This is a genomic window from Shimia abyssi (genome assembly GCF_003014475.1).
GTDB classification, from domain to species: domain Bacteria; phylum Pseudomonadota; class Alphaproteobacteria; order Rhodobacterales; family Rhodobacteraceae; genus Shimia; species Shimia abyssi.
Genome location: NZ_PYGJ01000014.1, coordinates 25,016 through 44,324, shown reverse-complemented (window position 1 = coordinate 44,324; position 19,309 = coordinate 25,016). Strand labels below are relative to the sequence as shown.

Annotated in this window: 16 protein-coding genes; all 16 read left to right on the top strand. The window is 55.8% G+C overall.

What is annotated here, in order from left to right; translation table 11 throughout:
- The first annotated feature begins 48 nt into the window (after positions 1 to 48).
- On the top strand, positions 49 to 1,218 hold the full coding sequence (locus tag CLV88_RS17475; RefSeq protein WP_106609701.1) for a lytic murein transglycosylase: 1,170 nt from the start codon (positions 49 to 51) through the stop codon (positions 1,216 to 1,218).
- Between the two features lie 252 nt (positions 1,219 to 1,470).
- Positions 1,471 to 2,487 carry a substrate-binding domain-containing protein gene (locus tag CLV88_RS17470; protein WP_106609700.1) on the top strand — a complete coding sequence of 339 codons (1,017 nt, stop codon included), beginning with the start codon at positions 1,471 to 1,473 and terminating at the stop codon, positions 2,485 to 2,487.
- 74 nt (positions 2,488 to 2,561) lie between these two features.
- Positions 2,562 to 4,082, top strand: a complete 1,521-nt coding sequence (locus CLV88_RS17465) for a sugar ABC transporter ATP-binding protein (RefSeq protein WP_106609699.1) — start codon at positions 2,562 to 2,564, stop codon at positions 4,080 to 4,082.
- Positions 4,083 to 4,096: 14 nt separating this feature from the next.
- Entirely contained in the window at positions 4,097 to 5,098 is a 1,002-nt protein-coding gene (locus CLV88_RS17460; protein WP_106609698.1) for an ABC transporter permease, read from the top strand.
- A gap of 77 nt (positions 5,099 to 5,175) precedes the next feature.
- A complete protein-coding gene (locus CLV88_RS17455) occupies positions 5,176 to 6,171 on the top strand; it encodes an aldo/keto reductase (RefSeq protein ID WP_106609697.1) in 996 nt (331 codons plus the stop codon).
- A 50-nt stretch (positions 6,172 to 6,221) separates the two neighbouring features.
- Entirely contained in the window at positions 6,222 to 7,943 is a 1,722-nt protein-coding gene (locus CLV88_RS17450) for a glycerol-3-phosphate dehydrogenase/oxidase (protein ID WP_106609696.1), read from the top strand.
- A complete protein-coding gene (locus tag CLV88_RS17445) occupies positions 7,934 to 8,776 on the top strand; it encodes a class I fructose-bisphosphate aldolase (protein WP_106609695.1) in 843 nt (280 codons plus the stop codon). The genes CLV88_RS17450 and CLV88_RS17445 overlap by 10 nt, the downstream gene beginning before the upstream one ends.
- Entirely contained in the window at positions 8,769 to 10,271 is a 1,503-nt protein-coding gene (locus tag CLV88_RS17440; RefSeq protein ID WP_243403708.1) for an FGGY-family carbohydrate kinase, read from the top strand. Before CLV88_RS17445 ends, CLV88_RS17440 begins: the two co-directional genes overlap by 8 nt.
- Before the next feature lie 11 nt (positions 10,272 to 10,282).
- Entirely contained in the window at positions 10,283 to 11,299 is a 1,017-nt protein-coding gene (locus tag CLV88_RS17435; protein ID WP_106609694.1) for a zinc-binding alcohol dehydrogenase family protein, read from the top strand.
- 17 nt (positions 11,300 to 11,316) lie between these two features.
- On the top strand, positions 11,317 to 12,936 hold the full coding sequence (locus CLV88_RS17430; protein ID WP_106609693.1) for a GMC family oxidoreductase: 1,620 nt from the start codon (positions 11,317 to 11,319) through the stop codon (positions 12,934 to 12,936).
- Position 12,937: 1 nt separating this feature from the next.
- On the top strand, positions 12,938 to 13,222 hold the full coding sequence (locus CLV88_RS17425; RefSeq protein WP_106609692.1) for a putative quinol monooxygenase: 285 nt from the start codon (positions 12,938 to 12,940) through the stop codon (positions 13,220 to 13,222).
- Positions 13,223 to 13,585: 363 nt separating this feature from the next.
- Positions 13,586 to 14,602, top strand: coding sequence for a sugar ABC transporter substrate-binding protein (locus CLV88_RS17420; protein ID WP_106609691.1), 1,017 nt, complete (start codon positions 13,586 to 13,588; stop codon positions 14,600 to 14,602).
- Positions 14,603 to 14,756: 154 nt separating this feature from the next.
- Positions 14,757 to 16,265, top strand: a complete 1,509-nt coding sequence (locus CLV88_RS17415) for a sugar ABC transporter ATP-binding protein (RefSeq protein WP_207797095.1) — start codon at positions 14,757 to 14,759, stop codon at positions 16,263 to 16,265.
- A complete protein-coding gene (locus CLV88_RS17410) occupies positions 16,262 to 17,293 on the top strand; it encodes an ABC transporter permease (protein WP_106609689.1) in 1,032 nt (343 codons plus the stop codon). Before CLV88_RS17415 ends, CLV88_RS17410 begins: the two co-directional genes overlap by 4 nt.
- Positions 17,290 to 18,318 carry an ABC transporter permease gene (locus CLV88_RS17405; RefSeq protein WP_106609688.1) on the top strand — a complete coding sequence of 343 codons (1,029 nt, stop codon included), beginning with the start codon at positions 17,290 to 17,292 and terminating at the stop codon, positions 18,316 to 18,318. Before CLV88_RS17410 ends, CLV88_RS17405 begins: the two co-directional genes overlap by 4 nt.
- A gap of 1 nt (position 18,319) precedes the next feature.
- Positions 18,320 to 19,309 (top strand): sugar-binding transcriptional regulator, encoded by a 990-nt coding sequence (locus CLV88_RS17400; RefSeq protein WP_165798924.1) that lies wholly within the window; start codon positions 18,320 to 18,322, stop codon positions 19,307 to 19,309.

The following is a 19,309-nucleotide window of genomic DNA, read 5'->3' as shown; positions in this document are numbered from 1 at the left end:
CGCCTGCTTCCTGTTAACGTTCCTGAAAATTCGTTAAGAGGTTTCAAAATGCGCTTTTTCACTGTTCTTGCCGCCCTTACGCTCAGCGCGGGCACCGCGTTGGCGTCGGTTCCCTGTGGTGGATCGTTCAATAGTTTTGTCAACGGACTCAAGAAAGAGGCCGTCCAGAAAGGCCATTCCAAGGCGTCGGTGGATCGCTTTTTTGCCAATGTACGCCAAGATCAGAAAACGCTGAACGCGGACCGATCACAGGGTGTGTTCCAGATGCCGTTCCTTGATTTTTCGCAACGTCTGATCAGCCAGAACCGCATCGACAACGGGCGCAAGAAAGAGGCGCAGTATCGTGCCGTGTTCGACCAGATCGAACGAAAATACGGCGTGTCGCGCGGCGTATTATTGGCGTTCTGGGCGTTTGAGACGGATTTCGGCGCGTTTCAAGGGAATTTCAACACGTTAAACTCGCTGGTGACGCTATCGCATGACTGCCGCCGCCCTGCCCTGTTCCGACCTCAGGTTTTCGCTGCACTAGAGCTTTATGAAAGCGGTAATTTCAGCCCGACCAAAACCACCGGCGCATGGGCCGGTGAAATTGGCATGGTGCAAATGCTGCCTGCGGACATCATTAAAAACGGTGTGGATGGTGATGGTGATGGCAAGGTCAGCCTGAAAACCTCAGCGCCAGATGCGCTGATGTCGGGCGGTAAGATGCTAAACCATCTGGGTTGGCGCAAGGGCGAGCCTTGGTTGCAGGAAGTGGTTGTTCCGCAGAATATTGACTGGACGAAGTCCGGACTGGATCACCAGATGAAAACCAGCGAATGGGCGCGTATGGGTGTCAAACCGCGTGCTGGACAACTGGCGAACTTGCCGGCGTCGTTGCTTCTGCCGCAAGGGCGCAATGGCCCTGCGTTCCTCGCTTACCCGAACTATCGCGTGTATTTCGAGTGGAACAAGAGCTTTGTCTATGTGACCACCGCAGCCTATTTCGCAACCCGGCTGGAAGGCGCGCCGCGTTATGATGCGGGCAAACCCGACCAAGGATTGTCGAGCGGGCAGATGAAACAGCTGCAAACCAAACTCAAGGCGCGCGGGCATGACGTGGGCAAAGTGGATGGTATCCTTGGGAAGCTGACCCGTGCGGCCGTGCAAAAAGAACAGGCGCGACTGGGTATGCCAGCAGATGCGTGGCCAACCCCGGCGTTACTGAACCGGCTCTGACCTCTCTAAGTCAGCCGCGATTGAACCAGACACCCCGGCCTCTTTGAAAGTGCGCCGGGGTTTTTGTTCAGATGGTGTGTAATAAATTTCACATGGTAAAATTTATTCAAATTCTGGTTGACGATTCTACAGCTCTCCCATTATGCATTAGGCAGTGCAAAAATAAGCGCTTTGTGAAATTTCTTGCAATCGTGATGTTCTTGGAGGAAGAATGTCAAGACACCGCAAGGGCAAGCTCTTGGGAGGAGTTCTATGAAACATCTGAAAGTAAACGGATTAATTGCGCCCGCCGTCATTGCAGCCGCAGGAATGACCAGTGCACCTGCATCCGCAGAGGGCATCATGTGCGAGCCGGGCGAAACCTATATCATGAACGTCATGGTGTCCGGCCATCCTTATTGGGTGCCAGTCTATCAAGGGTTCAAACAAGCCGCAGAGGCGTTTGGGTGTGAGACAGTATTCTCAGGCACACCGGATTACGACATCACCAAGCAGATTGCTTCGTTCGAGCAGGACATGGTGAAATCGCCCGCCGGCGTGTTGTTGCATCCGATGCAGTCGGACCCGTTCATTGAACCGATTAATCGCGCGATTGGTAATGGAACCGAGATCGTGACATTCGCGGCGGATTCACCCAAATCGAACCGCACCGCCTACATCACGTCTGACAACCACGCCGAGGCAAAATTTGCAGCGGAAGAGATCGTCAAACAGGTCGGCGACAGCGCCGAATATGCGGTTCTGGAAAACCCGGGGCAATCCAATCACGACCTGCGCGTCACGTCCCTGATCGCCTATATGGAAGCGAACTATCCGAACATGAAACTGGTCGGACGTCAGGCAACAAATCAGGACAGCAACGCAGCCTATCGCGCCACTTCATCGATCATTCAGGCCAATCCAGAAGTCGCAGCTATCTGGATACCGGAAGCCGGTTCAGCAGAAGGAGCCGTAGCTGCCAAGTTGGAAGCAGGTTCTGACATCTTGATCATGCACGCCGACGTGACACCAACCACGTTGGAACATATCCGCGCCGGCAATATCCATATGTCGCTGAACCCCAACCAAGGTGTTCAAGGGTTCATGGGCTTTATGGCGGTGCATATGGCCAACCGTTCCGAGATCTTTGATCCGTTCAACGATTGGAAAACCAGCGGTTTCAACCCCGTGCAGATCCCATTTGTGGACAACGGGTTTGCCGTGATCACCCAGGACAACGCCGACAGCTTTGACTTGAATGTGTACATGGATGGCCGCGACGCGTCCTGACCCAACTGGCCGCCCGTGCCCAGCGCTGCGGGCGGCCAACCCTCTTTTCACCATGCCCCTGAACAGGTAGCGCAATGCAAGACGATGTGATCCTCAACATCTCGAACCTCAGCAAGTCCTTTGGCCCGGTCAAAGCATTGCGTGGGATCGATTTTGAGCTCCGAAAAGGAGAGATCCACGCGATCGCCGGGGAAAATGGTGCGGGTAAGTCGACGCTGATGAATGTGATCGACGGCATCCTGCAACCCGATAGCGGCCAGATCATTTTGGATGGCGCTTCGGTCAAGATCACTTCGCCAACAAAGGCGCAGCGGCTTGGCATTGGGTTTGTACATCAGGAAATCGCCCTGTGCCCGGATGTGTCCGTGGCCGAAAATATCTTTATGGCCAAAACCAATGTCAGCCGGTCGTGGCTGATGGATTACCGCAAGCTTGAGCGCGAAGCCATCGATGTCTTCAAGCAGCTCAGCGACATTGATCCTTCGGTTCTGGTCAAAAGCCTGTCAATTTCGAACCAGCAGCTGGTCGAGATCGCCAAGGCGCTAACACTGGATTGCCGCATCCTCATTCTGGACGAACCAACCGCCGCCCTGACCGAAGCCGAGGCACAAACGCTGTTCGCAATCATGCGTCGACTGGCCGATCAGGGCATTTCCATCATCTATATCTCGCACCGGATGGTTGAGATTTTTGACAATTGCGACCGGGTTTCGGTGTTTCGTGACGGGCAGCATATTGTCACCCAAAACGTAAAAGACGTTGGGCCCAGCGACGTGGTCAACGCCATGGTCGGGCGCGTGATCGATGAGCTTTACCCGGAAAAACAACGCGCAGAAGCACGAAGTGACGAGGCCATACTCGAAGTGCGTAACCTGAGCGACGCGAAGCGGTTTCACGATGTCTCTTTTGCCCTCAAGCGTGGCGAAATCCTCGGGATTGCCGGATTGATTGGCGCGGGGCGTAGCGAGATTGTCAAAGGTATCTGCCAGTTAGAGGGCAGCGTCAGTGGTGACGTTTTACTCAATGGTACGCCGCTCAAGCTGAAGAATTATCAAGACAGCATCGCCAACGGGATTGTCTATCTTTCAGAGGATCGCAAAGGAGATGGCGTGTTTTTGGACTTGCCGATTGCCGCCAATATTTCTGCATTAAAGCTGGAACAGGTGGCCAATGGCATGGGCCTGATCCAATCGGGCGCAGAAATGGCTCAGGCGGACGCATTAGGACGCAAGCTGAACCTGAAATGCGGCTCCCTAAGTGACCCGGTATCGTCGCTCTCTGGTGGTAACCAGCAAAAGGTGGCGCTGGCCAAACTGTTATCGGTGAACCCGCGCCTGATCTTTCTGGATGAGCCGACACGCGGTGTCGACGTCGGCGCCAAATCGGAAATTCACCGTATTTTGCGGGACCTGGCGCATGACGGTGTGGGGATTGTCGTGATCTCATCCGAACTTCCTGAACTGATCGGGGTTTGCGACCGGGTGCTGGTGGTCCGTGAAGGGCGCATCAGCGGGCAGGTCGCTGGTGACGCGATGACAGAAGAAAACATAATGCATCTGGCCTCGGTCATGGATGCGGACGCAGCAGTTGCATAAGGGCTGAGAAGACAATGGACAGCACAGCTAACCTGGCAGGTGAAGGCACCGTTTCAGCAGAGGCCGCACCATTTTACAAACGGCTGCTGCGGATGCGGGAAACCGGGCTGATCGTGATCATTCTTGGACTGTTTTTCATCATGTCCTTCGCCTCGCCTTACTTTCTGACTTGGGCAAACATGCGGGCGATGTCAATGGCGTTTGCCGTCGATGGCATTCTTGTCGTTGGGATGACGATCCTGCTGATTTCCGGCGGAATTGACTTGTCGGTCGGGTCGGTCACGGCGTTGGCGATGGTGATCGCGGGGTGGCTGTTTCTGAGCGGCATTGACCCATGGGTCGCATCGGGCATTTCCATCGCACTATGCACCGGGATCGGGGCGTTTATGGGGTTTTTCGTCACCCGCATCGGGCTTCATCATTTCATCGTTTCGCTGGCGGTCATGGTGATTGCACGGGGTGCCTGCCTGTTGTTCACCGGTGGCCGTCCGCTGGGGCTTTATACACTGCCACCAGAGTTCAAGTTCATCGGCCAGGGCACAATCGGCCCGATCCCGATTGTGATCGTGATCTTCCTCGTCTTTGTGATCGCTTTTGACTTTATGCTGCGCCGCACGACGATGTTTCGCAAAGTTTTCTATACCGGCAGCAACGAAAAGGCCGCGGCCTATTCCGGTATTCGCACCAAAAAGGTGATCTTTCTGACAACCACGCTGTGTTCAACTCTGTGTGGTGTTGCCGGCATTATCTACATGGCGCGGTTTGGATCGGCCCAACCGACATTCGGATTGGGATTAGAGCTGACTATCATCGCGGCAGCGGTCATTGGCGGGGCGAGCCTGAACGGCGGCTCGGGGTCGATCCTTGGGGCCATTCTGGGTGTGATTCTGTTGTCTCTGGTCTCCAGCTCCTTGGCGTTGCTGGATGTGTCCGTCTACTGGCAGGATATTATTCGCGGCTCGATCCTGCTCGCCGCAGTTACGATAGATCATTACCTCAACAAAAGGCGGGCGTGAGTGCGCAATGCCGCTCACCAGCCCAACAACAAATATGCTGCAACGGCCGCACCACAGGACAAGGAAGGAACAGAGCAATGACCGGTGACATGCTGACACGGGAGATTGGCAATTCGGGCATTCAGGCCTCGGTGATCGGGCTGGGCACATGGGCTATTGGCGGCTGGATGTGGGGCGGCACCGACGAGGCCAAGTCCATCGCAGCAATTCAAGCATCGGTCGATGCTGGCGTGACCTTGATCGACACTGCCCCGGCCTATGGCCAGGGTGTAGCCGAAGACATTGTTGGCAAGGCCCTGCAAGAGCGGCGCGACAAAGTGGTCTTGGCCACCAAATGCGGACTGGTCTGGCATACGCAAAAGGGCAACCACTTCTTTGACTTCGATGGTGCGCCGGTGCACCGTTATCTAGGCAAAGATGCGATAATCTATGAGGTGGAACAAAGCCTTAAGAGGCTGCGGACTGACTATATCGATCACTACATCACCCATTGGCAGGATCCGACCACCCCGATTGACGAAACGATGGAAGCGCTTGAGGCGCTGAAATCTCAGGGCAAGATCCGCTCTATCGGGGCCAGCAACACCTCGGTCGAAGAAACACAGGCCTACATCGCTGCGGGTCAGCTGGATGCCATTCAGGAAGAATATTCGATGGTCAAACGCGACATCGAGGGCACGCTACTGCCGGTGTGTCGCGACAATGGCGTGTCGGTTCTCAGCTACTCGTCTCTGGCACTCGGGTTGCTCAGCGGCAAAATCGGCCCGGACCGCGTGTTTGAAGGCGATGATCAGCGCAAGGACAACCCGCGGTTTTCCATGGCCAACCGCCAAAAGGTGGCTGACCTGATGCAAGCCATAACACCCATTGCACAAGCGCACGGCGCCACGCTGGCCCAGACAGTGATTGCCTGGACTGTTCAACAGCCGGGCATCACCTTTTCGCTCTGCGGCGCACGCGATGCATCGCAGGCGACCGAGAATGCCAAGGCGGGGATGCTGCGGCTGAGCGCTGATCAGATCGCCGAGATCGAGGCGCAGGCGCGCGCGCATTTGAGCGATCTGGACAGCTGATTGCCAGCTCCACCCACATTACCCAAGCCCATTAACAATACGGACACGCCATGTCAGACCAACGACAACAGACCCTGACACAGCTGCGCAGCAACGCGGATTTCGACGTTGTCGTGATAGGCGGCGGCGTCAATGGGATAGGCGTTTATCGCGAGCTTGCCTTGCAAGGGCTGCGGGTATTGTTGGTTGAGCGCAACGACTTTGCATCAGGTTGTAGCGCAGCGCCATCACGGATGATCCACGGTGGGCTGCGCTATCTTGAGAATGGTGAATTCGATCTGGTGCGCGAGTCGTTGCAAGAGCGTGACGCGCTTTTGCGAAATGCGCCGCATATGGTTCATCCACTGCCGACAGTCATTCCAATCACCTCAACATTTTCCGGGGTGTTCAACGCCGCCGCTAGTTTTTTCGGCGGCACTGGAAAGCCATCCAGCCGTGGCGCCGTACCGATCAAGCTGGGGCTGTCACTTTATGACTGGGTTACACGCAAACGCCGTGTACTGCCCAAACATCATTTCAACACAGGTGCGCAAACCCGCCGGTTCTGGCCCGCACTAACAGACAAGGCGACCCGTTCCGCCGTGTATCACGACGCGCAAATCACACATCCAGAACGGCTTTGCGTGGAAATGATCCGCGATATTGCTGCGACGGCACCGGAATGTGCGGCCTTCAACTATGCGGAGATGCACAAAGACGGCGCGGCGTACCACGTCACCGACCGCCGCAGTGACGAGACCCTTAGCGTCAATCCCAAGGTAATTGTGAACGCGACTGGAGCATGGCTGGACGACACGGTCCAAAGCCTGGGCGGCGGAGCAAATGAAACGATGGTGTCAGGCACCAAAGGGTCACACCTGATCATCGACAACGCCGCGCTGCTTAATGCGCTTGGCGAGCACATGGTGTATTTTGAAAACACCGACGGCAGGGTGTGCATTGTCTTTCCCTATCAGGGAAAGGTTTTGGCCGGATCGACCGATATTCGCGTCGACAAGGCAACACGCGTGCGCTGTGAACCGGACGAGCGGGACTATATTCTTGGCTCGCTTAGATTGGTGTTCCCGGAAATCGACGTCACGCCGGATCAAGTTGTGTTCAGTTATTCCGGCATTCGCCCACTACCCAAAAGCGACCATGATTTCACCGGGCGGATTTCACGCGGCCACGACACGCGCCGACTCGCTGGCGCGCCTGTGCAATTCTGCATGGTTGGGGGCAAATGGACCACATTTCGCGCCTTTGCCGAGCAGACAGGCGAGATGGTGCTGGCCGAAATCGGGCGCGAGCGCCGTCTCTCGACACTGAATTTACCCATTGGCGGCGGCGCGGGGTTTCGCGAAACACCAGAAGTTCTGGCCCGCAAACTGAGCGACGCCTTTGCCCTCTCTCCTAACCGCGCGGCCCATTTGATCGATCACTATGGCAGCAACGCACACGACGTGGCGCGGTTCTGCCTGACGCAAAATGACGCCCCACTGATCTCGGGAAGCCCTTACTCACAAGCCGAAATTAGCTGGCTGTTGCGCACGGAATATATTGAAACGCTTTCGGATATCGCGCTGCGTCGTACCGCACTGGCAATCACCGGACAGATGACATCGGGCGTACTGGACGCCCTGAGTGCGATCCTTGCCCAAGAGCGCGACCTGAGCGCCGAAAGCATCAAGCAACAGCAAGAGGCGCTCATCCACGAACTGACAGAGTATTACGGCGTAAGCCCCGATGCCCTGACCACAGGACACAATGAACGGAGAACAGAATGCGCGTAAGCACCAAAGCCCGCATGAATCGGATGTTTACCAATGGCGGCTGTCTGGACGTCGCAATTGATCACGGCGTCTGCAACGAACCCAGCTTTATGGTTGGTCTGGAGGACATGCCCGGCGTGATGGATACGCTGATCAGGGCCAAACCGGACGCGATACAATGCGCCTATGGTCAGGCGGATCTGCTGCAAAACCGCCCGGAGAAAGACAAACCAGCGCTGGTGATGCGTATCGACATGGGCAACCCTTATAACGACCAGCGCCATCGCATTATGTGGTCGATGTTGCAAAACGCTGACGAGCCGATCATTGGCGCGCTGGAAATGGATGCGGCGGCGGTGGTTGTGAACTTGTTCATGTTGCCGGACGAACCGGAGTTGTTCCGCCAATGTGTCGACAATATCAGCCGTGTGCGCGAGGCATGTCGCAAATACGGAATGCCGCTGATGATCGAACCGTTGGTGATGCTGCCCAATGACGTGCGCGGTGGGTATCAGGTGGATGGTAACGCCGAAAAAATCGTAACTTTGACGCGGCTCGCCTCGGAAATGGGCGCGGACATAATAAAGGCCGACCCCACTGAAAACCCCGAAGATTTCCATCGTGTGGTCGAGGCCGCCCGCGTGCCGGTTCTGGTGCGGGGCGGGGGCAAAGAAGACCTCAAAACTGTGTTGATGAAATCCGCCGCAATGATCGCTCAGGGCGCAAAGGGCATGGTTTATGGGCGCAATATCTATCAGCATAACAACCCAAAAGCCGTTGTCGCCGCGTTGATGGCAATGATCCACAACAACGCGGACGGCGAAAAAGCATGGGATATCTATAACCGTGGCTAAGAACAGCAAATACCTGTTGGGGCTGGACGCCGGCAATACCGTGATCAAGGCGGTGCTCTTTGATCTTGAGGGGCGCCAGATCGCCATGCACACGCTTGACGGTCAGTCCACAACCCCCGAACCGGGACATGTGGAACGCGATCTGAACGAACTTTGGTTAAATTCAGGCGAAGCTATCCGTGGATGCCTTACCAAAGCAGGTGTGGCGGCGGACCAAATTGCCGCCATTGGCTGTGCTGGGCATGGCAACGGGTTGTATTTGCTGGATCAGGCGGGCGCACCGTTGGTTGGAATCCAATCTTTGGACACACGCGCTGCCGATATCGCGGCTGAGCTGAGCGCGGCGCACGGGGACCGTTTCCACGAAATCTGCCTGCAAAAACCTTGGCCTTCACAGACACCGACCCTGTTGGCGTGGATCAAACGCCATCGACCAGAGGTCTACGCCAAGGCCGGCACAGTGCTGTTGTGCAAAGATTTCATCACATATCAGCTGACCGGGGAACGGGTCAGCGAGTTGTCGGACATGTCCGGGTGTGGGCTGACCCGGATGCCCGCCTGTGGGTATGATGACGAATTGCTGGCGCTTTACGGGCTTGCAGACGCGCGCGGGCTGTTGCCGCGTCTGATTGATCCGGCCGAGGTGGCTGGCACTGTCACCGCCGAGGCAGCGGCAGTCACCGGGCTGGCGCAAGGCACACCAGTTATTGGGGGCTATTTTGACGTAGTGTCGAGCGCGATGGGATCGGGCGTGGTGAAAGCCGGAGAAGCGTCGATCATCGCCGGGACGTGGAGCATCAATCAGGTGTTCTCCAGTGCCCCGGTAACAGATCCGTCTGTCTTTATGGTGTCTGGATTTGGGGCAAACCGTTTTGTGAATATCGAGGCCAGCGCGACATCAGCTGCAAACCTGGAGTGGTACGTGCGCGAGTTCGTTGAGCGCGGCGCGCATCACGACGATCCCTTCGGATTCTGCAACGATCTGCTTGGTAAAGTTTCGCCATCCAAGAACGATCCGTTCTTTCACCCATTCCTATATGGATCCGGGCAAGGTGCCGAATTTCGCGCCGGGTTTTACGGGCTGGCCGGGTGGCATGGCGAAGGTCACATGCTGCGCGCGCTCTTTGAGGGTGTGATGTTTGAGCATCGTCGCCACATCGAGGTGCTGCAATCGGCAGGTGTCAGCTTTGATCGGGCGGTGCTGTCAGGCGGCGGTTCGCGCAGCCCGCATTGGCCTCAGATGTTTGCCGATTGCCTCGACGTACCGATCACGGTGGCCGAAGCCCGCGAAACAGGCGCGCTTGGTGCCGCAATCGGCGCGGCTGTGGCTGTTGGCGAAGTCAGTGACTACGACGACGGCATCGCGCGCATGACCCGCGCCAAGCAACATTTTGAACCAGACGCGTCAATGGGCGCGCACTATTCGGACCGCTACAGCACGTATCTGGATCTGATTGACACCATGCGCAGCTTTTGGGCGCGCGCCAGCACCTGAGGAGATGCGCCATGAAAGCCGTTGGATTTTTGAAATCATTGCCAATTGAGGCCGAAGACAGCCTTACCGATGTCACCCTGCCCACGCCTGACCTGCGTGATGCGGATCTTTTGGTTAAGGTTGAGGCGATTTCGATCAACCCCGCCGACGCCAAACGACGCATCCGCACCGCCGTTGATACGCCCCACGCAGAGCCGTTTATCCTTGGTTATGACGCAGTTGGCACGGTCGAGGCGCTTGGCAAGGATGTAACGGGTTTCAAGGCTGGCGATCTGGTTTGGTACGCAGGCGACGCCAATCGCGCCGGTTCTTATGCTGAGCTTCAGGCGGTGGATCACCGGATCGTCGCGCATGCGCCAAAGTCGGTTTCTAAGCCCGCCGCAGCCGCCCTGCCCCTTGTATCGCTGACCGCGTGGGAAATGCTGTTTGAACGCTTGCAAGTCCCGGTGGATGAGACACCAGCCAGCCTGTTGATCATTGGTGGCGCGGGCGGAGTTGGCTCAATCACCACACAGTTGGCCCGCAAACTGACAGGGCTGAACGTGATTTCCACGGCCTCTCGCCCGGAAACGGCGGCATGGTGCCGCAAAATGGGCGCGCATCATGTGGTGAACCACCGCGAATTGATTGCAGAAACCCGCGCACTGGGGCCGGAGTTTATTCAATATATCGCGCAATACGCGGACACATCCATGCATTGGGACGCGATGTGTGAACTCGTTGCGCCACAGGGGCGGATCGGCACAATAGTCGAAACCGACGACACGTTGGACATCTCGGCGTTGCAGGGCAAATCTGCTGCTCTGATGTGGGAATTGATGTTCACCCGCTCGCTCTTTGGCACGCCGGATATGGCCAAGCAGGGGCAAATCCTGAACCGAATGGCGCGATTGGTGGATGACGGTGTGATCTCCACAACTGAAACCCGTGTGTTACACGGGCTGAGCGCACAGACACTCAAAAACGCGCATGAGATCATCGAAACCGGTGCTATGGTCGGCAAACTTGTGGTCGATTACGCTAGCTGAACAAGACCGAAAAACGAATGAACACCAAGACTCCGCCCCGTCTGGATGGGGATTACGATTATATCATTGTTGGCGCGGGAACAGCCGGCTGCGTTTTGGCCAATCGGCTGAGCGAAAACCCAAAGACGCGTGTTTTGCTGCTCGAGGCGGGCAAGTCCGACAATTACCACTGGGTTCATATCCCGGTCGGGTATCTCTATTGCATCGGTAATCCCCGCACTGATTGGATGATGAAAACCGCCCCCGAACCGGGCCTGAACGGGCGCAGCCTTGTCTATCCGCGTGGCAAGGTTTTGGGCGGGTGCAGCTCGATCAATGGCATGATCTATATGCGAGGTCAGGCGGCGGACTACGATCAATGGAGACAGATGGGCAATACGGGTTGGGGCTGGGACGATGTGTTGCCCTATTTCCTGAAATCCGAAGATCACCATTCTGAAAGCAGCGATCTGCACCAGCAGGGCGGTGAATGGAAAGTGTCCAAGCAACGGCTGGAGTGGGATATCCTCAAAGCCGTGCAAGAGGGCGCAAAAGAATTTGGCGTGTTGCCAAGGAGCGATTTCAACGACGGAAACAACGAGGGCAGCGGTTTTTTTGAAGTAAACCAAAAGAACGGCGTGCGGTGGAACACATCCAAGGCGTTCCTGCGCCCGGCACTCAAGCGCAAAAATCTGAGAGTTGTGACCGAAGCCGAAGTTGAGACGCTGGAACTTGAGGGAAGGCAAGTCACTGGGGTGCGGTATGACCGCCGTGGAACGACCTACTCAGCCCAGGTTAAGGCCGAAGTCTTGCTGGCGGCGGGTGCGATCAATTCGCCCAAAATCCTGCAATTGTCGGGCATTGGACCACATGAAGTGCTGTCCCAATTCGGTATAGATACGCGGCATCAAAGTGAAGGGGTTGGCGAGAACCTTCAGGATCACTTGCAAATTCGGACTGTTTACAAGGTTCAAAACGCCAGAACTCTGAATACTCTGGCCAATAGCCCAATTGGCAAGATGAAGATCGGCTTGCAGTATGCACTGACCCAAAAGGGGCCAATGTCTATGGCACCCAGCCAGTTTGGTATGTTCACCAAGTCTGATCCCTCGCTGGAAACACCAGACTTGGAATACCACGTTCAGCCTTTGTCGACCGATAAACTGGGCGACCCGCTGCATCCCTTCCCCGCCATCACGATGTCGGTATGCAATTTGCGTCCTGAAAGCGTAGGAAATTGCCATATCCAGTCGAATGACCGCCACGTGCAACCAGAAATTCGTCTGAACTATCTCTCAGCGGAGCGCGACAAACACGTCGCGGCGGAATCGGTGCGTCAGGCGCGAGAAATCATGTCGGCTAAGGCCCTCGTGCCACATGCACCAGAAGAGATTTTGCCTGGTCCAACCGTCGCAGATCAGGCCGATTTGGTGCGCGCAGCAGGCGACATTGGCACGACAATTTTCCACCCGGTCGGAACCTGCAAAATGGGCTCTGATCCAAGTGCCGTCGTGGGTCCAGACCTTAGGGTGCACGGGCTGAACGGATTGCGGGTGATCGACGCGTCAATCATGCCGAAAATCGTGTCTGGCAATACCGCTTCACCTGTGATCATGATTGCAGAAAAGGCTGCTGACATGATCCGGAAGGGCGCGTGAAATGACCGAAATCACAGTCCTCGCCCGGATTATGGCACGGGAAAAGGAAGCTGAAATTGTCTCTGAGGCAATCGAACGTTTGGCCGCTGCAACCCGCTCCGAAAATGGGTGTCTTGCCTACGAAATATTTGTGTCTGAAACGCAATTCGGATTGACGTTGATCCACGAAATTTGGGCCGATCAAGAGTCGCTTTTGGCGCACGGGTCAACAGATCACATCGCCCGATTCAAGACCGAAATCAGTGGTCGCGCCGAGGTCGCAGTTCAGAAACTTCAAACCATCTGACGCCAAAAAGAGATTCGTTTCTAACCGTTTGTTTGGGCGCTAACAGAAATCGTGACGGACACGATTTTCTGGTTGTTTTTGTGTCTTCAAAATACCGGGCGATCAAGCCACGGATGTGTCAATTTTATACATTTATTTTCAATTAGTTAGAAAAGATATTGCCTCATTCTAGATAGTAATAATTGCGCGCGCAAATTTCCAGAAAACAATTGACACATAACCTTCTATTGGCAAAAATAACATAGACTGCAATAAATTTCATTTCGCCAATTTGAGATGGATTATGGGATGGCGGTCCGGCGATCTGACCCACGTCAGCGCGCCACGCTTTAGGAGGAAAAAATGAAAAGGGAAGCGAGAAAAATGCAGCGGAGGACACTTATCAAAGCGGGCCTGATGGCGACGACTTTGATCATTGCCGGGGGCACCGGCGCAATTGCAGCAGACGGAAAGCGTATCGCTTTCTTTGTCTCGGATCTTTCAAACGTATTTCACCAATCTCAGGCCGCCGAGGCCCAGCGATATGCCAAGGAGAAGTATGGTGCAGAGGTTGTGGTTTTTGACGGACGTGCGGATTCGGCAGTCATGACCCAAAACGTCGATCAGGTTGTTGCAGGTGGCTTTGATGCCGCGACACTGCACATCTGGGACGCAGAGGCCGCGACGCCGGGTGTCGAGGATGCGTTGGCGGATGACATCGTGATGACGTCATTTTTCAGCCCGATTACAGATACAGGTATCCCGACCGCACGCAGCGACGAGGCCGCCGTGTCGTTCGAGATGGGCGCAGAGATGGCCAAAGCCTGGAAAGAGGCACATCCAGACACGCCAATTGTCATGGTACAACTGGGATGGCCAAACCACACCGAGGTGAACTCTGGCCGCACAGCACCATTCGCCGAAGGCGTTTTGTCGATTGACCCAAGTGCCGAGAACCTTGGCGCGTTGGATAGCAGCAAAGGCCAGGAAGCGGCCAAGCAGATCATCGTCGACCTGCTAACGCAGCGCCCCGAGGTGAACCTGATCTACTCAGAGGCCTCAAACCTGACAGTTGGTACGATGGCCGGATTGGCACAACTGGGTCGCGGCAAGTTCGACAACGGAAAGCCGCTGACTGAAATCGTTGCCAGCGTCGACTTTGACTCGGTCGAGTTTGAACAGGTCTATGACCCAAATTCCAGCCTCAAGGTGTCAATGGGTCTGCCGCCTGTCGAAACGGCACATGGGCGGATTGACCTGATCATGGATGTTCTGGACGGCAAAGTCGCCGCAAAGTCCGACACAGCGGAAGAGTTCTTCTACAAAGCTTACACCGTATCATATTGGAGCATGCCTCAATCTGACGCGGAACAGTGGCTAAAAGACCAGTTCGGCGGTTAATCGAGCAGCAACAGCAACGTCACCAGCCCTTCGGCCCAATCACTCCCGTGTTGGGACGGGCTGGTGAACGTTCGCCAAAACTCCGCTAAGCTCTCTTTAATGGCCGTACTGAAAACGTCATGAGAGTGAATTGAATAGAAACAAGGGGAAGATGGTGCAGACCGCACTTGCAGAAAAAGCTCTGTCCATCAAGGATTTGACCAAGGATTATCCTGGCGTGCGCGCCGTGGATACCGTGTCATTCGATATCGAGCCGAATACAGTGCACTGCCTTGTTGGCGAAAACGGCGCCGGCAAATCAACCATCGTCAAGATGCTGACGGGGGCTTTAGAACCAACCAGCGGGACAATGGCCGTTCTGGGAAAACCCTATCAGCCCAACAGCACACAGGATGCGCGCAATGGCGGCATCGGCACGTTGTTTCAGGAGCTGCACGTTGTGGACCAGTTGACGGTACTGGAAAACCTCACGATGGGGATGGAAGTCAGCAGATTTGGGTTCCTGATCAAGTCTGATCTGGAGGATCGGGTCACAAAAACCCTCGCCGCCATTGAACCAGGCATTGACCCAAATGCGCGTGTATCGTCGCTGAGCGTGGCGCAAAAACAGATCGTCGAGATTGCCCGTGCCGCCTCTTCCGGGGCGAATATTATCATCATGGACGAACCGACCGCCGCCCTGTCAGAGCGCGAAGTGGAGCGCTTGTTTGGCGTGATCCGGCGATTGCGCGACAGCGACGTGACCGTGATCTACATCTCACACAAGCTAGACGAGATATTTGAGCTGGGCGACAATGTCACGGTGATGCGTGACGGCAAACACATCGCAACCAAACCGCTTGCGCAGGTAAACGGTCGCCCCGAGTTGATCGAAATGATGGTGGGACGTTCCATCACACACGACTATCGACCGCGAGGCGACATTGCCGATAACCCGGTTCTAACTGTCAAAGGCTTGAACTCGCACCTGCTCAAAGATGTTTCGTTTCAGGTCAACGCGGGCGAGATTATTGGCTTTTATGGCCTTGTCGGTGCGGGCAAGACAGAAGTTGCCCGTGCAATCTATGGTGCGGACAAGGCTCATGGGCAGGTCACATTCAAAGGACGGCCCCGCGCACGATCCCCGAAAGAGGCAATCGCCTCTGGCATCGCGCTGGTGCCGGAGGAACGGCGCACAGAGGGCCTGTTCACGGCGCTGACTATTCGGCGCAACATACCAATCATGAATATCAACAAACTGGCAAAGTTCGGCATTTTTCAGGATGACCAGGAAAAGTCCGTTGCCAAGGAATACGTGAGCAAGCTGGGTATCGCGACCAATTCTGTCGAAAAATATGCGGAAAAACTATCCGGAGGAAACCAGCAAAAGGTGGTCTTGGCCAAATGCCTGTTTGCCGACGCCGATTTGCTTTTGTTGGACGAACCGACACGCGGTGTAGATGTGGGCGCGAAATCTGAAATCTATGATCTGATCCGCGACTTTGCCAATACTGGTCGGGCGGTCTGTGTGTTTTCGTCTGAATTAGAAGAAGTGCTGGGCCTCTGCGACCGCATATTCCTGATGTATGACGGCCGGGTCGAAGCAGAAATCCGGAATGGCGCAACGGTCGATATTCCCAAAATTCTGAATATCGTAACAGGTGGGGGTAAAGCAGGCACATGACCGATCAGGCAATCGCCGGTCGCCGGCTACAGGCCCGCGACAACAAGCTCAGCGACGAGATGTTCATAACCGCTCTGGTTGCGGGCGCAGCAATTGTTCTGTTCTTGCTGGCCTCAATGCTGGTGCCAAATTTCTTTCAGTTTCAAAATGTTGTGAACCTTGTCACAAATAACTGGTCGGTGATCGCGCTGGGTGTCGGCGTCACTTTCCTGTTGGTGTCAGGGAATTTTGACCTGTCCGTGGGCGGCATCGTCGCGCTGTCCGGCGTTATGGCCGTTTGGTTTGCACAGGCCAGCGATGGGACCAACCCGCTCTCGACAGGCTGGGGGTTGCCAGCCTGGCTGGCAATGATGGGCGCGTTGCTGTGTGCAGTAATGATAGGGGCGTTGAACGCACTGTTTGTCGTGGTGCTGCGCGTACCGTCAATCATTGTAACGTTGGGCACAATGATGCTGGCCCGAGGCATTGCCCAAGTGGTCACGCAAGGCTCGCAGCGCAACACAAATCTGCCATCGGATTTTGGCGCATTGGGCAATATGACAATGTTTGGCACCTCAATCAAACTGCCCGTGGTGCTGATGGCCGCTCTGATTTTGATTGCGGTGTTTGTCGAGCGCAAAACAGTGTTTGGTCGTCTGACATACCTTATTGGCGCAAATCCCGTCGCCTCGCGCCTGTCCGGCGTGGACAATGCGCGGCACGTGGTCAATCTTTACCTCTTTAGCTCCTTGGTCGCTGGCGGTGTTGGCATCTTGCTGGCGTCGGAATTCAAATCCGGCTTTTCCAACCGGGGCACGTTGATGGAGTTTGATGCGCTGGTGATTTCCCTGTTGGGCGGCGTCGCCATTGCGGGCGGTTTCGGGTCAGTTATCGGTATGTTTTTTGGCGCGATCGTGCTCGCCACGGTCACTTCTGCGGCGACGGGTTTGGTCCTGTCCCCGGACTGGCAATTCACGCTCAAGGCCATCGCCGTGTTCATAGCCATCATGGCGCAGACATGGGCATTGGCCCGGAGACATTCTTCATGACACATGCAACCGCGCAAACGGGCGTCGAACGCGGCTTTGGCCAACGGCTCAAGACCTTTCTCAAAGACTACTACATCTATCTGGTACTCATCGCTGTGGTGGTCGTGCTGAGCACGGCCAACCTTGATAAATTCCCGCTCTTTGAGCGTGGCAATTTTTTAAGCGAGCGCAATATCATCAACATCCTGCGAATCTCTGCACCGATATTAACTCTGGCCGGTGCGTTCACGCTCCTGATGATCTCGGGCTATATTGACCTCTCTGTCGGCAGCGCCATGAGCCTGAGTGCCGTGGTTTATGCCATGCTTGTCATCAATGGCGTGCCCTTTGTGCCTGCCTTTGCTGCGACAGTTGTTGTCGGGGTCATTCTTGGCGCAATTAACGGATTTCTGGTCATAAGGCTCAAGATCACGCCGGTGATCGCGACGTTGATTACACTCAGCCTATACAAAGGCATTGCCCTATTGCTGGTTGAAGATGGGGTTTCCGCGATAAAATCCGGCGGCGGTTTGAAAATGCCGGGATGGTTCAACGATTACGGGCGCGACGGCGTATTGCTCGGCCTGCCTTGGGCGTTTTGGGTGGCGGTGTTGGTGACACTTGCGATGATCGTTGTTCAGGACCGGATGAAGCTGGGCAAATACGCGGCTGCCACAGGTGGCAATCCTACCGCAGCCGAGCTTTCCGGTATCAACACCAAGCGCACGGTTATCACCCTTTACATCCTTGTTGGCATCTGTGCCGCGCTGGCCGGGATTGCCCGTTCCAGCTTTATGTCGCTGGGTGATCCACTGTCCGGGGATGGCATGGAATTGACCGCTATACTTGTGGTTCTTTTGGGTGGTACAGCCTTCAGCGGTGGCGAAGGGCGCGTCTTGAAATCCTTTATAGGTGCGCTGATCATCATGTCGCTGACAGTAGGAATGTTGACCTTGGTACCTGCCTATTTCCAAACACTGGTCGTCGGCGCCGCATTGCTGCTGGCCGCGGCATCAAATCATTTGGTAAGCAGAAAGGATGACTAGAGTGAGTACGAGTGAACCTGCCACCGAAACATTAAGGTTGATCGCACGGGTGCTGACCCTGCATTTCCAAGAAGGCATGCTGCAAGCAGAAATTGCCAGCGCCTTGCGGCTGTCCACGGCCAAGGTGAACCGCCTGATCAAGCAAGGGCGGGAACTGGGGATGGTCGAGTTTAAAATCCACAGCCCGTTCCAGCGATTGTTCGAACTGGAGCGCCAGATGAAGGCGCGCTGGCCGCTGGCCGAATGTCTGGTGGTAGACACAGTGACAGATAATGCTGAAACCACGCTCGACCTTGTCGGCAAAGCAACGGCGCAGCATTTGGCGAACCTGCTGGATGACGACAGTGTTCTGGCGATTTCGGGCGGCAAAACCCTAAGCGCTGTGGCAAACCACCTAAACGCAAGGGCCCAGACCTCAAACGTGGTCGTCCCCATGACTGGTGGCGTTCAAGGGCAGCATTATACCGATGTAAACCACATCGCGACCCGAATTGCCGATGGGCTTGGTGGCACGGCAACACTGATCCATGCACCGCTACACACGGACACACAACAGGAACGCGACATGGTGCTATCGGTCCGCTCGGTGCGCGATGTTCTGGATCAGGCGCGCCGCGCCGATGTCTCGCTGCTCGGTCTGGGGGCCGTCGCAGGTGAAAGCGCGACTTACTACACCGCCCACCCAATCTCGTCCGCAGATCGCGAACAACTCTATAACGACGGTGTTCGCGCCGAATTACTGGGCCATCTTGTAGATGCGCGGGGCGCGTTGTGTGACAGCGATCTCAATTCGCGACTGGTCAGCCTACCCCTGCAAGACGCGCTCAATATCCCCGTGCGCATCGGCGTCGCCACAGGCGCGGACAAGGTCGAACCTGCCTGCGCTGCCCTGAACGGTGGGCACATCAGCACGCTGGTTGTGGACGACACAACGGCCCAAGCCGTGTTGGACTATTCCCAAGCAGAGCAGATCCTGTCGCGCGCATCCTGA

What these genes read in the sequence shown, in the direction of transcription:
- CLV88_RS17475 (WP_106609701.1), top strand. Translation starts at nt 49, where the DNA reads ATGCGCTTTTTCACTGTTCTTGCCGCCCTTACGCTCAGCGCGGGCACC.
- CLV88_RS17470 (WP_106609700.1), top strand. Translation starts at nt 1,471, where the DNA reads ATGAAACATCTGAAAGTAAACGGATTAATTGCGCCCGCCGTCATTGCA.
- CLV88_RS17465 (WP_106609699.1), top strand. Translation starts at nt 2,562, where the DNA reads ATGCAAGACGATGTGATCCTCAACATCTCGAACCTCAGCAAGTCCTTT.
- CLV88_RS17460 (WP_106609698.1), top strand. Translation starts at nt 4,097, where the DNA reads ATGGACAGCACAGCTAACCTGGCAGGTGAAGGCACCGTTTCAGCAGAG.
- CLV88_RS17455 (WP_106609697.1), top strand. Translation starts at nt 5,176, where the DNA reads ATGACCGGTGACATGCTGACACGGGAGATTGGCAATTCGGGCATTCAG.
- CLV88_RS17450 (WP_106609696.1), top strand. Translation starts at nt 6,222, where the DNA reads ATGTCAGACCAACGACAACAGACCCTGACACAGCTGCGCAGCAACGCG.
- CLV88_RS17445 (WP_106609695.1), top strand. Translation starts at nt 7,934, where the DNA reads ATGCGCGTAAGCACCAAAGCCCGCATGAATCGGATGTTTACCAATGGC.
- CLV88_RS17435 (WP_106609694.1), top strand. Translation starts at nt 10,283, where the DNA reads ATGAAAGCCGTTGGATTTTTGAAATCATTGCCAATTGAGGCCGAAGAC.
- CLV88_RS17430 (WP_106609693.1), top strand. Translation starts at nt 11,317, where the DNA reads ATGAACACCAAGACTCCGCCCCGTCTGGATGGGGATTACGATTATATC.
- CLV88_RS17425 (WP_106609692.1), top strand. Translation starts at nt 12,938, where the DNA reads ATGACCGAAATCACAGTCCTCGCCCGGATTATGGCACGGGAAAAGGAA.
- CLV88_RS17420 (WP_106609691.1), top strand. Translation starts at nt 13,586, where the DNA reads ATGCAGCGGAGGACACTTATCAAAGCGGGCCTGATGGCGACGACTTTG.
- CLV88_RS17410 (WP_106609689.1), top strand. Translation starts at nt 16,262, where the DNA reads ATGACCGATCAGGCAATCGCCGGTCGCCGGCTACAGGCCCGCGACAAC.
- CLV88_RS17405 (WP_106609688.1), top strand. Translation starts at nt 17,290, where the DNA reads ATGACACATGCAACCGCGCAAACGGGCGTCGAACGCGGCTTTGGCCAA.